Source organism: Rhizobium sp. 10PS4, from assembly GCF_032464805.1.
GTDB classification, from domain to species: Bacteria; Pseudomonadota; Alphaproteobacteria; order Rhizobiales; family Rhizobiaceae; genus Rhizobium; species Rhizobium laguerreae.
The window spans coordinates 49879-65127 of the sequence record NZ_JAWDIW010000006.1 but is presented as its reverse complement, the minus strand read 5'-3'; the positions used below and the strand labels follow the sequence as shown (position 1 = coordinate 65127).

The window sequence follows — 15249 nt, the reverse complement described above, 5'->3', positions numbered from 1 at the left end:
GTAGAGCGCCATGTGTCCTCTGGATGCACAAAGGACGCTCTACCTTTTTTAATCTCCGCATCGCACTTTCCGGAAATCGATTCCGATTTTCGGGCCGATGCGCTGCAGTTCAGAATGTCGGCGGCGTGTTGATCCAGAGAAGCACGGTTTCGCCATCGTGGCGGTTGCGCCAGGAATGATCGCGGCGGCTTTCGAAATAAAGTGAATCGCCGGGGCCGAGATCGAAGAACTGATCGCCGTCGAGCACCAGTTCGAGCCGGCCGGACAGAACATGCATGAATTCCTCGCCCTCGTGGCGATAGGCGCCCTCGCTGGCAGCACCGGGCGCCAACACGAAACGATGGCAATCCATCATCCGGCGGCCTTCGGCGAGGAGCTGTACGGTGACACCCGGCGTCGTTTCCGGCCAGGCGCGACATTCACCGGCGCGCACCAGCGCCGGCACCTCCCCGCTTTCCTCACCTGAGAGGCGCGAGACGGTGGTGCCGTAATACTCTGCCAGATCGTGCAGCGTCTTGAAGCTGACGCCCTGCGAGGTGCGCTCCAGTGTCGAGAGCGTCGACGAGGTGACGCCGATGTCGCCGGCCACCTGATCGAGCGTCTTGCCGCTCGCATGGCGCAGGCTGCGCAGCTTACGGCCGAGGCCGGTATCCTGGCTTGCCTCGGCGCCATTGGCGGAAGGTTCCTCGCTCTCCAACGCCTCGCGGATTGCCGCGGGATTGAGGCCGCGCTCGACACGATACCAGGAGATGCGCTTCAGCCGCGCCACATCGTCGGCGCTGTATTGCCGATGGCCGGTTTCGGAACGACCGGGAACCACCAGGCCCTGGCTTTCCCAGAGGCGCAGCGTCGAGGCCGAAACGCCCGCCAGCCGCGCGGCTTCCGCCACCTTGTAGCGCACAGGCCCATTATCGTTCATCCGCCAATATCCCCGATTCCAATCGCCCCAGAGCTTTCATCAAAAAACGTGATGTTTGAAGCAAAAAATGCCGCTTGTTTTCTTGCAGAAAAAATGTAGGTGTTTTGTATGCATTTTGCAGAAGATATGCAAGATAGTTTTCAAACCCTCTCAGCGCAGGAGCCGTCAATGACCCCGACAAGCCTTACGGACCGGAAGAATGCCGCTATTTCACGCGGCGTCGGCATGACCACTCAGATCTATGCCGATCGCGCAGAGAATGCGGAGATCTGGGACAAGGAGGGCCGCCGTTACATCGATTTCGCCGCCGGCATCGCCGTTCTCAATACCGGCCACCGCCATCCCCGGGTCATCGCAGCGGTCAAGGATCAGCTCGAACGCTTCACCCATACCTGCCATCAGGTGGTGCCCTATGAAAGCTACGTGCACCTTGCCGAACGGCTGAACGCGCTGCTGCCTGGCGATTTCGAGAAGAAGACGATCTTCGTCACGACAGGCGCCGAAGCGGTCGAGAACGCCGTCAAGATCGCGCGTGCCGCAACCGGCCGCTCGGCCGTCATCGCCTTTGGCGGCGGCTTCCATGGCCGCACCTTCATGGGCATGGCGTTGACCGGCAAGGTCGTGCCCTACAAAGTTGGCTTCGGCGCCATGCCCGGCGACGTGTTCCATATTCCCTTCCCGGTCGAGCTGCACGGCGTTACCGCCGATCAGTCGCTGGCGGCACTGAAGAAGCTGTTCGCCGCCGATGTCGATCCGCAGCGCGTCGCGGCCATCATCATCGAGCCGGTGCAGGGCGAAGGCGGCTTCTACTCCGCACCCGCCGCCTTCATGAAGGCGCTGCGCGAGCTCTGCGACCAGCACGGCATCCTGCTGATCGCCGACGAGGTGCAGACCGGTTTTGCCCGCACCGGCCGGATGTTCGCGATGGATCATCACGAGGTGGCGCCCGACCTGACGACGATGGCAAAGAGCCTCGCCGGCGGCTTTCCGCTCGCCGCCGTCACCGGCCGCGCCGCGATCATGGATGCGCCGGGACCGGGCGGGCTCGGCGGCACCTATGGCGGCAATCCGCTCGGGATCGCCGCTGCCCACGCCGTGCTCGACGTCATTGCCGACGAAGATCTCTGCAACCGCGCCAACCAGCTTGGCGGACGGCTGAAGCAGCGGCTGGAATCATTGCGCGGAACGGTGCCCGAGATCGTCGATATCCGCGGGCCGGGCTTCATGAACGCCGTCGAATTCAACGACCGGACGACGGGACTGCCGAGCGCGGAATTCGCCAACCGGGTGCGGCTGATCGCGCTCGACAAGGGCCTGATCCTGCTCACCTGCGGCGTCCATGGAAACGTCATCCGCTTTCTTGCACCGATCACCATCCAGGACGAGATCCTCGGCGAAGCCCTCGATATTCTCGAAGCTTCGATGCTCGAAGCAAGCGCGGGCCGTTAGGCGCACCCTAGAGCGGTTCAGCTTTTCAAGGAAGCGCAGAACCGCTCTAACTTTTTGTTTTACGCAATTCCGGACGGAAAACCGCTGCGCACTTTTCCTGGAATTGCTCTAGCCGGATTTCAATGGCTGCCGGCAACCGGCAGCCGCACTCCCAAGGAGGATATGACATGGCTTTCACCAGCGCACTAACCAAGCACGTTCCCTTCTCCTCGCCCTTCCTGCGCGACGCCGGCTATATCAACGGCGCCTGGACGTCAGGCGATGCCACGAGGACTTTCGACGTGCTCAACCCGGCAACCGGTGAATTGCTCGCCTCGCTGCCCGATATGGGTGCGGCCGAGACACGGAAGGCGATCGATGCGGCTCATGCCGCCCAGCCGGGTTGGGCGGCCCGTCCGGCCAAGGAGCGAAGCGCGATCCTGCGCAAATGGTTCGACCTGATGGTCGCCAATGCCGACGAACTCGCCGCAATCCTGACCGCCGAAATGGGCAAGCCGTTCCCGGAAGCACGCGGCGAGATCCTTTATGCCGCGGCCTATATCGAATGGTATGCGGAAGAGGCCAAACGCATCTATGGCGAGACGATCCCCGCGCCTTCCGACGATAAACGGATGATCGTCATCCGGCAGCCGGTCGGCGTCGTCGGAACGATCACGCCGTGGAATTTCCCGGCAGCGATGATCACCCGCAAGATCGCCCCGGCGCTTGCCGTCGGCTGCACCGTGGTTTCGAAGCCCGCCGAACAGACGCCGCTGACGGCGATCGCGCTTGCCGTGCTCGCTGAGCAGGCCGGCATTCCGGCCGGCGTCTTCAACGTCATCGTCGGGGTCGACGGCCCGGCGATCGGCCGCGAGCTCTGCGGCAATGAAAAGGTGCGCAAGATCAGCTTCACCGGTTCGACGGAGGTCGGCCGCATCCTGATGCGGCAGTGCGCCGACCAGATCAAGAAGGTGAGCCTGGAGCTCGGCGGCAACGCGCCCTTCATCGTCTTTGACGATGCCGATCTCGACGCCGCCGTCGAAGGCGCAATCGCTTCCAAATACCGCAATGCCGGCCAGACCTGCGTCTGTGCCAACCGTCTCTACATCCAGTCGAACGTCTATGACGCCTTTGCCGCCAAGCTTGCCGCCAAGGTCGCCGAGATGTCGGTCGGCGACGGTTTCAAGCCGGGTGTCGTGATCGGGCCGCTGATCGATGAACAGGGCCTTGTCAAGGTGGAAGACCATGTCAGCGACGCGCTTGCCAAGGGCGCCAAGGTGCTGACCGGCGGCAAGCGCATCGACGGCGCCGGCACCTTCTTCACACCGACTGTGCTGACCGGCGTTGCGCGCGGCATGAAGGTGGCGCGCGAGGAGACCTTCGGGCCGGTGGCGCCGCTCTTTCGCTTCGAGACGGTCGAAGATGTCATTGCCCAAGCCAATGATACGGAATTCGGTCTTGCCGCCTATTTCTTTGCTGGCGACCTGAAGAAGGTCTGGCGGGTGGCGGAAGCGCTGGAATACGGCATGATCGGCATCAATACCGGCCTGATGTCATCCGAAACGGCGCCCTTCGGCGGCATCAAGCAATCCGGCCTCGGCCGCGAAGGCTCGCGGCACGGCGCCGACGACTATCTGGAAATGAAATATCTCTGCATCGGCGGCGTTTGATCCGCCGCCTCATGGCGCAAGACACCCCAACGACACGCGGCATTGCGCCGCGTGTCGTCAATAATGCGGCGGGCGGGTGACCGCTGGCGCGTCCAACGACTGCTCCTCCAGCGACAGGAAGCGTTCTGTTAGCCGGTCGAGCTTGGTGCGCATCTGCTCGACGGTCTTCCATTGCTCGGCGAGCTGATCGGAAAGCTCTTCGATCGTCTTTGCCTGGTGGGCCAGCATTTCTTCCAGCCGGGTGATGCGGTTCGTCTCGTCGGACATCGATGCTCCTTTGCCGAAACCGGCACAGATGGTTCTCCCAAAGCGGAAATAGGCCGCCTCGTCAATGCTTTCCATGCCCGGCGCGGCCACGCGCAAAACTGTACCGTTTGGTTACTAAAAGACCTTGCCGTGCCTGATGTTGTGGGGTAGGCCCTAATCATCAGGGAGGAATACTGATGGATGCAGGAAACGGCTTTCTTCATCCGGACCGGCTTTTTCCGGCTGATCCGGCAACACGGACCATCGCGCGAGACCTCTACGAGACGGTGCGCAATCTTCCGATCGTCAGCCCGCACGGGCATACCGAACCTTCCTGGTTCGCCGACGACAAACCCTTCGAAGATGCGGCCTCGCTGCTGGTCATTCCCGATCACTATCTCTTCCGCATGCTGCACAGCGTCGGCGTCACCTTGGACGAGCTCGGCGTGCCGCGGCTCGACGGCAAGCCGGTGGCTGAGGGACGGGCGATCTGGCGGACCTTTGCCGCACATTATCATCTCTTCCGGGGAACACCGTCGAGCCTCTGGGTCGACCACGCCATGTCGGCCGTGCTCGGCTGCACCGAACCGCTGACACCAGACAATGCCGATGCGCTCTACGACCATATCAATGCCCGGCTTGCCCTTCCAGAATTCCGCCCGCGGGCGCTGCATCAGCGATTCGGCATCGAAACGATTGCGACGACGGATGGGGCGCTCGACCCTCTGGCACACCACCAGAAGATGGCGGCCGACGGCTGGATCGGCAAGGTGCGCACCACCTACAGGCCGGACAGCGTCACCGATCCCGATGCCGTCGGCTTCCGCGACAATCTCATCAAGTTCGGAGAGATCACCGGCACTGAGGTCACGCGCTGGGACGGCCTGATCGAGGCGCATCGGCGCCGGCGCGCCTATTTCCGCCAGTTCGGCGCCACCGCGACCGATCACGGCGTGCCCACCGCCTTTACATCAGACCTGCCGCTTGCGGAAAAACAAGCGCTGCTCGCCAAGGCGCTGAAGGGTCCGCTTTCGCCTGAGGAAGCCGAGCTCTTCCGCGGCCAGATGATGACCGAGATGGCCGGGCTTTCGGCCGAAGACGGCATGGTCATGCAGATCCATGCCGGTTCCAGACGCAATACCGACCGTGGGCTTTTCTCGACCCGAGGCCCCAATATGGGCGCCGATATCCCGACACGCACGGACTGGGTCGGCGGCTTGAATGCGCTGCTATCAAAATATGGCCACGAACCGGGTTTGCGCGTGCTGCTCTTCACGCTCGACGAAACGACCTATGCACGCGAGCTGGCGCCGATGGCTGGCCATTGGCCCTGCCTGATGATCGGCCCGCCCTGGTGGTTCCACGACAGCCCGCTCGGCATCCGCCGTTACCTCGACCAAGTCGTCGAGACGGCGGGTTTTGCCAATATGGCGGGTTTCAACGACGATACGCGCGCGCTGCTTTCGATCCCGGCCCGACATGACGTCTGGCGCCGCGAAGTCTGCCGCTTCCTTGCACAGCTCGCCGCCGAGTACCGGATTTCCAAGCGGGAAGCCGAGATCGTCGCAGGCGAGCTCTCCTATGGCAATGCAAAGAAGGCCTACAAGCTGTGACCGAACGACTGCAGACCCTTTCAGGCCTCGCCTCGACGGCGAAGCTTCCCGCCTATGACCGCAACCAGCTGAAAAGCGGCATCCTGCATCTTGGGCCGGGCGCCTTCTTCCGCGCGCATTTCGCGCCGTTTACCGATGCCGCACTTGCCGCAGAGGGCGGAGACTGGGGCATCGAGGTGGCAAGCCTGCGAACGGCCGATGTCGCCGATCACCTGAGCGCTCAGAACGGGCTTTATACGACGCTGATCCGCGACAGCTCGGGCACGACGGCTGAGGTGATCGGTTCGATCCTGAAGGCGCATGTGGCGCCGCGCGATCCGGCCGGCCTGCTGGCGCGGCTCGAAGATCCCGCTATCCGCATCGTCAGCATGACGGTGACGGAAAAGGCCTATGGTTTCGATCCGGCAACCGGCGGCCTCGATCTGAAGCACCCCGATATCGTCGCCGATCTCGCCAGCCGGCATGCGCCGCGCGGCGTTATCGGTTACCTCGTCGAAGGCCTTGCGCGCCGCCGGCAGAAGGGGATCGCGCCCTTTACGCCGCTCAGCTGCGACAACCTGCCGAGCAACGGCGCCGTTCTGAAACGCCTCGTGCTCGAATTCACCTCCCGTATCGATCCCGACCTGCATCGCTGGATCGAAGCGAATGTGCCCTTCCCTTCGACGATGGTCGACCGCATCACGCCGGCAAGCACCGAAGCGACCTATGCCGATGCCGAGCGGCTCACCGGCCGCACTGACATGGCGGCGGTCGAGACAGAGCCTTTTACGCAATGGGTCATAGAAGATCATTTCGCCAATGGCCGGCCGGCCTGGGAAAAGGTCCGCGGCGCGCTGATGGTCGAGGAAGTCTCGGCCTACGAAAAAATGAAGCTGCGGATGCTGAACGGCGCCCATTCGCTGCTCGCCTATCTCGGTTACATCGGCGGCTATGAATTCATTCGCGACGTGATGGACGATGCAGCCCTGGCAGCACTTGCCTACCGCCACATGCATGCGGCCGCGCGTACGCTCGATCCGGTGCCGGGCATCGATCTCGATGCCTATGCCAGCGAATTGATAGCACGCTTTGCAAACAAGGCGATCGCACATCGCACCTATCAGATCGCCATGGACGGCACGCAGAAACTGCCGCAGCGGCTGCTGGAGCCGGCAAGCGAGGCGCTGGCGCATGGCGACAGGGCGGAGACCTATGCGATCGCCGTTGCAGCATGGATGCGCTATGCGATCGGCGAGCATGGCAACGGTGAGCGCTACGAACTGCGCGATCCCAGGGCTGCGGAAATTGCCGCTCTCATTGCCGATATCCCGCGCACCGGCCTGGCGATCTCGGCGGCTCTCTTCACCCTTCCGGGACTCTTCCCGGCAGCTTTGACAGGCCACCGGGCCTGGACGCAGGATGTGGCTGACAAGCTGGAGATCCTGATCCAGGACGACCGGCTGCCGCTGTTCTGAGGCTTGGAGCCTCAGGCTCTTCTTCAGCCCAGGAGAGTCGTTTTCCGCAAATATAGTAGGTCACGCCAACGCGGGGTGGCTGGGTTCTTGTAATGAGAGGGCGTGCCGTGGTCGCCCCCCTCTGCCCTGCCGGGCATCTCCCCCACAGGTGGGGAGATTGGCTGGGCGCGACGGCTTCCCCAAACAACTGGTGTCACAGCGGGCGAAACGGTAGATGGGCACGAAGGTTTAGCCACTTGTGATCTCCCCACCCGTGGGGGAGATGCCCGGCAGGGCAGAGGGGGCTCACACGGTGTGCCCTCTCCTCGTCATCTCTGTTCAAAGCTTCGCTCGAAGGCAAAGAATGAGGTAATTCGAGTCGTCAGGCCTTCACCCGCGCCATATCGGGATCGTAGAGCGGCGACAGCGATACCTTGCAGGGGATGCGTTCCCGCGCGACGTCAAGCTCATAGGTGCCGGAGAGGACGAAATCCTCGGTCACGCCGTCGGGGTTGCGGACGTAGCCGTAGCCAATCGGCTTGCCCAGCGTATAACCGAAGCCGCCGCTCGACAGCCAGCCGACGCGCTTGCCGTCGCGATAGATCGTTTCACGGCCGAGCAGCACGGCATCGGCATTCTCGGGAACGAAGCAGGCGAGGCGCTTCTTAACGCCTCCCGAAAGCTGCTGCTCGATCGCCTCACGGCCCCGGAACGGGATATTCTTCCGCATCTTCACCGCCCAGCCGAGACCGGCCTCGACAGGCGTATGGTCGGGACCGATATCCGAGCCCCAGGCGCGATAACCTTTTTCCAGGCGGCAGCTCTCAATGGCGCGGTAGCCGGCATTGACGAGGCCGAGCTCGCCGCCTGATGCCATCAGCACGTCGTAGACCGTGGTCGCATATTCAATGGGAATATGCAGCTCGTAGCCGAGCTCGCCGACATAGGTGATGCGCAGCGCCCGCACGGGGCAGCCCGCAATGCCGATTGTCCTGACCTTGCCGAAGGGGAAGGCCGCATTCGAGACGTCGCTGCCCGTCACCTTTTCCAGCACGGCGCGGGAATTCGGTCCCATCAGCGACAGCACGGAATAGGCGGATGTGACGTCGACCAGCTCGGCATGCATCTCCGCCGGGATATTGCGTGCGATCCAATCGAAGTCATGGGTGGCGAAGCCGGTACCGGTGACGATGTAATATTCGTTCTCGGCGATGCGGGCGACCGTCACGTCGCATTCTATGCCGCCCTTGTCGTTCAGCATCTGCGTGTAGACAAGCGATCCCACCGGCCTTGCGACATCGTTGGAGGCGATCCAGGACAAGGCTGCCTCGGCATCCCTGCCCTTCAGCACGAATTTGGCAAAGGACGTCTGGTCGAAGATGACCGCCGCTTCGCGCACCGCCTTATGCTCGCGGCCGACCGCGTCGAACCAGTTCTGCCTGGTGTAGCTGTAGACATCCTTCGGCTCCTCGTTGGCGAAGAGATCGGCAAACCAGTTCGGCCGTTCCCAGCCGAGCTTTTCGCCGAAACAAGCGCCCTGCGCCTTCAGCCGGTCATAGAGCGGCGATTTGCGGCAGGGGCGGCCGCTCGAATGTTCCTCGAACGGCCAGGCCATGGTGTAATGTTTGCCGTAGGCTTCGAGCGTGCGTGTCCGCACCCAGTCGGTATCGAAATGCGGCCGGCCGAAACGACGGATATCGACCGGCCAGAGATCATAGGGCGGCTCGCCCTTCGTCACCCATTCGGCAAGCGCCATGCCAGCGCCGCCGGCAGAGGCGATGCCGAAGGCGTTGAAACCGGCGCCGACGAAGAAATTCTTCAGCTCCGGCGCCTCGCCGAGAATGAAGTTGCCATCCGGCGTGAAGCTTTCAGGGCCGTTCAGCAGCTGCTTGACGCCGACATTTTCCAGCGCCGGGACCCGGCCGAGCGCCTGTTCCATGATCTGCTCGAAATGATCGAAATTGCTGTCCAACAGCGTGTAGTGAAAACCGTCGGGAATGCCGTCCTTCGCCCAGGGAATGGGATTCGGCTCGTAGCCGCCCATGACGATGCCGCCGACCTCTTCCTTGTAGTAGGTCAGGCGATCGGGATCGCGCAGCGTCGGCAGGTTGGAGGGCACGCCGAAGGATTCGGTGATGATGTATTGGTGCTCGACGGAGACCAGCGGCACGTTGACGCCGAAGCGGGCGGCGAAGGTACGCGTCCATTGGCCCGCACAGACGACGACGCGCTCGCATTCGATACGACCTTGCGCCGTAACGACGGCACGAATCTTCCCCTTGTCGATTTCAAGGTCGAGGACTTCGGTATCCTCAAAGATCGAAACGCCCGACATGCGGGCGCCCTTTGCCAGCGCCTGGGTGATGTCGGAGGGATTGGCCTGGCCGTCGGTCGGGAGGAAGGCGGCGCCGACGAGATCGTCGACCGTCATCAGCGGCCAGAGGTCGAAGGCTTCCTGCGACGTCAGCAATTGCATTTCGAGGCCGAAGGACTGCGCGGTGGTTGCCTGGCGCCTGACCTCGGTCCAGCGTTCCTCGTTGCAGGCAAGGCGCAGGCCGCCATTCATCTTCCAGCCAGTGCCGAGGCCCGTTTCCTCTTCCAGCCGTTTGTAGAGATCGACGGAATAACCGAGAAGCTGGGTGATGTTGGCGCTGGTGCGCAGCTGGCCGACGAGGCCGGCGGCATGGAAGGTGGTGCCTGAGGTAAGCTTCTTGCGCTCCAGCAGCACGGTATCGGTCCAGCCGAGCTTGCCGAGATGATAGGCTGTCGAGCAGCCGATGATGCCGCCGCCGATGACCACGGCTTTCGCCGCCTTCGGTAATTCCTTCGTCATTTATCGGTCCTGTTCAAAGGCTTGATAGGCGCGCTCGAAGCGCGCGAGATTTTCGGCCGTATAGCCGGCGTAATCGAAATCGATGCTGGAATGGATTTCTGAAATCATGCTCCAGAGCGTCTCGCGCAGCAGCGAGGCGCATTTCATCGCGGCATAGCGCCTGTTGAGATCATCGGTCAGCGGCCGGTCGAAATAGGTCTCCAGCATCGTGTGCTCGGCCGCTTGCGAGAGCTCGTTGTTGGAGGCCAATCCGCCGAGATCGAAAAGCGGCGTGTTGAAACCGGCATAGTCCCAGTCGATCAGCCAGAGCCGCTTGCCGTCATCGAGAAAGTTGGCGGCCAGCAGGTCGTTGTGGCCGAAGGCGATCTCGAAAGGCCCTGCCGCTTCTTCCAGCGTCTCAGCCCTACCGACGAGCCCCGGCAGCAGAGGAAGATAGCTGCTCGCCGACGCCTTCAGATTGGCGGCGTAATCTCGGATGACGTGGAAGACCCAGAAGATCATTGCCTGGCCGCGGAAATGCCGGGCGATGTCGCGATGGCAAGCGCGCACCAGCGGCAAGACCCGGGCGAGCGTGTGCGGGGTCCTGATATCCTCCGGCGACAGCGCCCGCGCCTCGATATATTCGAGCACCAGGACGCCCGGCGAATGGTGGATGACGGCAGGCGATATGCCGGCCGCATGGGCGGCGCGGCTCGCGGCAAGCTCGTTCTGCCTGTTGATGTGGTGGATCGGAATATCGGTGCCGAGCCTGACCACACAGCGTGCGACGGCATCGCTGACCAGATAGTTCCTATTGGTGATGCCGCCTGCTATCGGCGAGATTGCGATCGGCCCCTGCCAGATGCCAAGCGCATGAATCCTATCTTCAGGCGTCATGCTCAACCCCCCAGAGCATGATGCCGAAAAGTGTGAGCGGTTTTCGGACGAAATCATGCTCTAACTATATAATGTAGAACAGGATTCAGATTTTAGGCCGACCCGGCCTAAAATCATCCTGTTCTAGCGGCCCCTCGTGAAATGATGGGCCAGAGGAGGATCGGCTGTCAAGCAGCCGCGCGCTTAGATCGTCTTGCCGGCGGCGTCGAAGACGTGGCAGCGGGCCGGATCGAAGGAAGCCTTCACATTGGCGCCGGGGGCCACCTTCTGCTGGCCGTCGAGTGCGACGGTCAGGAGCTGGTTATCCGGCGTCGTGGTGTAGAGCATGGTAGCGCCGCCGAGGTTTTCAACGAGATCGACGTTGACGGTCGAAAGCGTGATTGCGCCTTCGGCCAGCGAAAGATGCTCGGGGCGGATGCCGAAGGTGACCTCCTCTCCCGTGCCACCCTTCAGCCGGCGCGGCAGGCGGACGGAATTGCCGCAGACATGGATGCTGGTTTCGGTCTCGCCAACCTGCTCTATGCGGGCCTTCAAAAAATTCATCTTCGGGCTGCCGATGAAACCGGCGACGAAGCGGTTGGCCGGGTTGTTGTAGAGATCGAGTGGGGCGCCGACCTGCTCGATGCGGCCGGAATTCAACACCACGATCTTGTCCGCCATCGTCATGGCTTCGACCTGGTCATGGGTGACATAGATCATCGTATTGCCGAGGCTGCGGTGCAGGCGGGAGATCTCGACGCGCATCTGCACGCGCAGTTCGGCATCGAGGTTCGACAGCGGCTCGTCGAACAGGAAGATCCGCGGCTCGCGCACGATGGCGCGGCCGATCGCGACGCGCTGGCGCTGGCCGCCGGAGAGCGCCTTCGGCTTGCGCTCCAAGAGCTTCTCGATCTGCAGAATCTCGGCGGCGCGCTTCACCTTCGGCTGGATATCGGCCTTCTTGTAACCCGCCGTCTCCAGGCCGAAGGCGAGGTTTTTATAGACCGACATATGGGGATAGAGCGCATAGGACTGGAAGACCATGGCGATGCCGCGCTTGGCAGGCGCCACCTCGTTCATGCGCTCGTTGTCGAGCAACAGCCCGCCGCCTGAGATCTCCTCGAGACCGGCGATCATGCGCAGAAGGGTGGATTTTCCACAGCCCGAGGGGCCGACGAAAACGACGAATTCGCCGGGATCGATCGTCAGGTCGATGCCATGGATCACATCCATCGCGCCGTAGCGCTTCTCGACCTTCTGAAGAACGACACTGGTTGCCATCTTCTCAAAACCCTCTCTTTTTATTTTACCGGTTACTTCGTTCTTGCGCGCCAATCGGCGTATTTCGGACTATCAGAACCCACCGGCAGCGGCACGTCGGCGCCGCTATCGGAAGACTGATAAATGGCGGTGACGAGTTCCAGCGCGCGCCGGGCGTCCTTTGTCGTCACCGGCAGCGGCGCATGGCCGCTGAGGAAAGCGTGGAACTGGCCCATCTGGGTGGTGAAGCGCGGCGCGACCGGCTGCCAGTCGCCAACCACCCTGTCGATCTGCTGCTGCACGTCGTCGTTTGCGGCGATGATCTTCCAGGGGTCCTTGCCGGGTGTATAGGGCTCGTGACTGCTCTCGAAAGTGACATTCTCGAAGTGCAGCCTGAGCCGGCTAATCTGCTCCTGCGAACCAAGCGTGCAGGAAAGCGAGACAAAGGCGCCGCTTTCCATCAGCAGGCTGGCGGAGGCACAATCCTCGACCTCGATATCGTTGACGCGGGTGGCGACGCGGCCGAACACCCTTGCCGCCGGGCCCATCAGATGCATCATCATGTCGTGCAGATGCAGCGCATGGGTGACGAGCACGCCGCCGAGCTCCGTCGCCCATTTGCCGCGCCAGGGCACGGCGTAATATTCCGGCTTGCGCAACCAGAAGGTTTCGACCGAAGCGGTATAGGCTTTGCCGGCAATACCGGCGTCGATGATCCGCTTGGCCTTCTGAATGCCGTCGCCGTAACGGTACTGGAAGATTGGCATCAGCACGCCTTTGGCGGTCTTTTCCGCTTCCATGATGGTATCGACGGCGGCAAGCGAGCCCGTCAGCGGCTTTTCGCAGACGACATGCTTGCCGGCGGCAAGCGCTGCGACCACCTGTTCCAGATGGATGCCGGGAGGGGTGCAGATATCGATGATATCGATCGTGTCGTCGGCCAGCAATTCCGCGAAGGAAGTGGTGCGTCGTTCGATGCCGAACTCATCACCGACCGCTGCCAGGCGCTGCTCATTCAGGTCGCAAATCGCCACGACCTTGAACTTGTCGGAATGCGGCAGGTAACCCTCGACGATGTGGGAGCGGCCGATACCGCAGCCGACGATCGCGACCGTCTTGATGCTCATGTCGCTCTTTCCCGTCATCGCCATCAACGCTTCATGCCCGTCGTTGCGATGCCCTCGATCAGCAGGCGCTGGAAGAACAGGAAGAAGAAGAACACCGGCACGAGCGTCAGGGTCGACATGGCGAACAAACCGCCCCAATCCGATGCGCTGGTTGAGTCGACGAAGGTGCGCAGGCCGAGCTGGATCGTATAGGTGTTCATGTCGTTCAGGTAGATCAGCGGGCCGAAGAAATCGTCCCAGGTCCAGATGAAGGAGAAGATGGCGGCCGTTGCCAGCACCGGCAGCGACAGCGGCAGCATGATCTTCCAGTAGATGCGCCAAGCGCTGCAGCCGTCCATCATCGCCGCCTCATCGAGTTCGCGCGGGATGCCGCGGAAGAACTGCACCATCAGGAAGATGAAGAAGGCATCGCTTGCCAGGAACTTCGGCACGACAAGCGGCAGGATAGTGTTGACCCAGCCGAGATCGAGAAAGAGCACATATTGCGGGATCAACGTCACGTGATAGGGGATCATCAACGTGCCGAGCATGATCGCGAACCAGAAATTCCGGCCGGCAAAACGCAGCCGCGCAAAGGCGAAAGCCGTCAGCGAACAGGCGATGACATTGCCGGTCACCACCAGCAGCGAGATGACCAGCGAATTCCAGAAGAACCGGCCGAAGCTGACATCGAGGCCGACCCAACCGCGCGCATAGGAGGAGAAATCGATCGACGACGGGATGAGCGAGGTCGACGAGAAGATCTCGGTTTCCGGCCTGACCGATGCCGAAACCATCCACAACAGCGGATAGAGCATGAGGAGCGAAGCGGCGATCAGCAGGGCGTGGATGATGAGCGACGCCGGCAGGCTGCGTTTGGTGATGTCGGATGGCGGCCTGGCCGCAGTGACGGAAGCGGTCATCTCAGTCATCGTAGTGCACCCAATAACGCGAGGTCAGGAAGGAGAAGGCGGTGAAGATCGCGATGATCACCACCAGGATCCAGGCGAGCGCCGAGGCATAGCCCATGCGGAAATTGCCGAAGGCTTCCTGATAGAGGTAGAGCGTGTAGAACAGCGTCGAGTTGATCGGACCGCCGGTGCCGCCGGAAATGATGAAGGCCGGCGTGAAGGCCTTGAAGGCATCAATCGTCTGGACGACGGCATTGAAAAAGATCACCGGCGTCAGAAGCGGCAGCGTGATCTTGTAGAATTGCCGGAACTTGGAGGCGCCGTCGAGGCTGGCGGCCTCATACATATCCTGCGGGATCTGGCGCAGCCCGGCCAGGAAAATAATCATCGGCGAGCCGAACTGCCAGACGGACAGCGCCACCAGCGTATAGATCGAATAGTTCGGATGCGAGATCCAGCTCGGACCTTCGATACCGAAATACGAAAGCGCGGCATTGACGAGGCCATCGCCGGCGAAAAGCTGGCGCCAGAGCACGGCGATCGCCACGCTACCGCCCAGCAGTGACGGCAGATAGAAGATGGCACGATAGACCGACAGCCCGCGCAGGCCGCGGTTCAGCGCCATGGCGACCAGCAATGCGAAGGTCAGCTTGAACGGCACCGAGAAGACGACATAGGTCAAGGTGACATACATGGCGGCCGAAAATTTCGGATCCGCCGTGGCGATGCGCACGTAATTCGCCATCCCCACCCACCGCGGCGACTGAAGCATGTCGAAGTCGGTGAAGGAAAGGTAGAGCGAAATCAGGGCCGGCCCGAGCGTCAGCCCGAAAAAGCCGATGAGCCATGGAAGAAGGAAAAGATAGCCGGGAGCATTGGCATTCCAGAGACGCTTGAAGCGTCCTTCGGCCACGGCCCCCTGATATCTTTCCACATTGATGGCCCCTGCGGGCGTGCGCATCGCATTGCTCATAC

12 protein-coding genes are annotated in these 15249 nt (G+C 62.1%); 4 read left to right on the top strand and 8 right to left on the bottom strand.

What is annotated here, in order from left to right:
* Positions 1-109: 109 nt before the first annotated feature.
* Positions 110-919, bottom strand: a complete 810-nt coding sequence (locus tag RWJ89_RS12790; RefSeq protein WP_131665418.1) for a MerR family transcriptional regulator — start codon at positions 917-919, stop codon at positions 110-112.
* Positions 920-1087: 168 nt separating this feature from the next.
* On the opposite strand from RWJ89_RS12790, the gene RWJ89_RS12785 reads away from it, so the two are divergent.
* Positions 1088-2368, top strand: coding sequence for a 4-aminobutyrate--2-oxoglutarate transaminase (locus tag RWJ89_RS12785; RefSeq protein ID WP_316030993.1), 1281 nt, complete (start codon positions 1088-1090; stop codon positions 2366-2368).
* Positions 2369-2535: 167 nt separating this feature from the next.
* Entirely contained in the window at positions 2536-4017 is a 1482-nt protein-coding gene (locus RWJ89_RS12780; protein ID WP_316030992.1) for an NAD-dependent succinate-semialdehyde dehydrogenase, read from the top strand.
* A 57-nt stretch (positions 4018-4074) separates the two neighbouring features.
* Here the strand turns inward: RWJ89_RS12780 and RWJ89_RS12775 are convergent, their stop codons facing one another.
* The gene (locus RWJ89_RS12775) at positions 4075-4284 is read right to left on the bottom strand and encodes a SlyX family protein (RefSeq protein WP_131665421.1); all 210 of its coding nucleotides are present in this window, start codon (positions 4282-4284) and stop codon (positions 4075-4077) included.
* Between the two features lie 176 nt (positions 4285-4460).
* Here RWJ89_RS12775 and uxaC point away from each other — a divergent pair, with 176 nt between their 5' ends.
* Together uxaC and RWJ89_RS12765 are read left to right on the top strand one after the other, a co-directional pair.
* Complete coding sequence (gene uxaC, locus RWJ89_RS12770; RefSeq protein ID WP_222376957.1) at positions 4461-5876, top strand: glucuronate isomerase; 1416 nt, start codon at positions 4461-4463, stop codon at positions 5874-5876.
* Positions 5873-7330 (top strand): mannitol dehydrogenase family protein, encoded by a 1458-nt coding sequence (locus RWJ89_RS12765; protein ID WP_168283258.1) that lies wholly within the window; start codon positions 5873-5875, stop codon positions 7328-7330. Before uxaC ends, RWJ89_RS12765 begins: the two co-directional genes overlap by 4 nt.
* A 361-nt stretch (positions 7331-7691) precedes the next feature.
* Here RWJ89_RS12765 and RWJ89_RS12760 read toward each other — a convergent pair whose 3' ends face one another.
* From RWJ89_RS12760 to RWJ89_RS12735, 6 genes are all read right to left on the bottom strand, one after another.
* The gene (locus tag RWJ89_RS12760) at positions 7692-10142 is read right to left on the bottom strand and encodes a GcvT family protein (RefSeq protein WP_316030991.1); all 2451 of its coding nucleotides are present in this window, start codon (positions 10140-10142) and stop codon (positions 7692-7694) included.
* Positions 10143-11018, bottom strand: a complete 876-nt coding sequence (locus RWJ89_RS12755) for a phosphotransferase (RefSeq protein ID WP_131640113.1) — start codon at positions 11016-11018, stop codon at positions 10143-10145. It abuts the gene before it with no gap.
* A 183-nt stretch (positions 11019-11201) separates the two neighbouring features.
* Positions 11202-12278: an ABC transporter ATP-binding protein gene (locus tag RWJ89_RS12750; RefSeq protein ID WP_316030990.1), complete on the bottom strand. Its 1077-nt coding sequence runs from the start codon at positions 12276-12278 to the stop codon at positions 11202-11204.
* 32 nt (positions 12279-12310) lie between these two features.
* A complete protein-coding gene (locus RWJ89_RS12745; protein ID WP_316030989.1) occupies positions 12311-13408 on the bottom strand; it encodes a Gfo/Idh/MocA family protein in 1098 nt (365 codons plus the stop codon).
* A complete protein-coding gene (locus RWJ89_RS12740; RefSeq protein ID WP_003544261.1) occupies positions 13408-14295 on the bottom strand; it encodes a carbohydrate ABC transporter permease in 888 nt (295 codons plus the stop codon). Before RWJ89_RS12740 ends, RWJ89_RS12745 begins: the two co-directional genes overlap by 1 nt.
* Complete coding sequence (locus RWJ89_RS12735; RefSeq protein WP_131665428.1) at positions 14288-15247, bottom strand: carbohydrate ABC transporter permease; 960 nt, start codon at positions 15245-15247, stop codon at positions 14288-14290. Before RWJ89_RS12735 ends, RWJ89_RS12740 begins: the two co-directional genes overlap by 8 nt.
* Positions 15248-15249: the final 2 nt, after the last annotated feature.

Bases quoted from the DNA above. Each gene is read 5' to 3' on its own strand.
- RWJ89_RS12780 (WP_316030992.1), top strand. From the start codon at position 2,536: ATGGCTTTCACCAGCGCACTAACCAAGCACGTTCCCTTCTCCTCGCCC.
- RWJ89_RS12735 (WP_131665428.1), bottom strand. From the start codon at position 15,247: ATGAGCAATGCGATGCGCACGCCCGCAGGGGCCATCAATGTGGAAAGA.
- RWJ89_RS12745 (WP_316030989.1), bottom strand. From the start codon at position 13,408: ATGGCGATGACGGGAAAGAGCGACATGAGCATCAAGACGGTCGCGATC.
- RWJ89_RS12775 (WP_131665421.1), bottom strand. From the start codon at position 4,284: ATGTCCGACGAGACGAACCGCATCACCCGGCTGGAAGAAATGCTGGCC.
- uxaC (WP_222376957.1), top strand. From the start codon at position 4,461: ATGGATGCAGGAAACGGCTTTCTTCATCCGGACCGGCTTTTTCCGGCT.
- RWJ89_RS12740 (WP_003544261.1), bottom strand. From the start codon at position 14,295: ATGACTGAGATGACCGCTTCCGTCACTGCGGCCAGGCCGCCATCCGAC.
- RWJ89_RS12760 (WP_316030991.1), bottom strand. From the start codon at position 10,142: ATGACGAAGGAATTACCGAAGGCGGCGAAAGCCGTGGTCATCGGCGGC.
- RWJ89_RS12785 (WP_316030993.1), top strand. From the start codon at position 1,088: ATGACCCCGACAAGCCTTACGGACCGGAAGAATGCCGCTATTTCACGC.
- RWJ89_RS12750 (WP_316030990.1), bottom strand. From the start codon at position 12,278: ATGGCAACCAGTGTCGTTCTTCAGAAGGTCGAGAAGCGCTACGGCGCG.
- RWJ89_RS12755 (WP_131640113.1), bottom strand. From the start codon at position 11,018: ATGACGCCTGAAGATAGGATTCATGCGCTTGGCATCTGGCAGGGGCCG.
- RWJ89_RS12790 (WP_131665418.1), bottom strand. From the start codon at position 919: ATGAACGATAATGGGCCTGTGCGCTACAAGGTGGCGGAAGCCGCGCGG.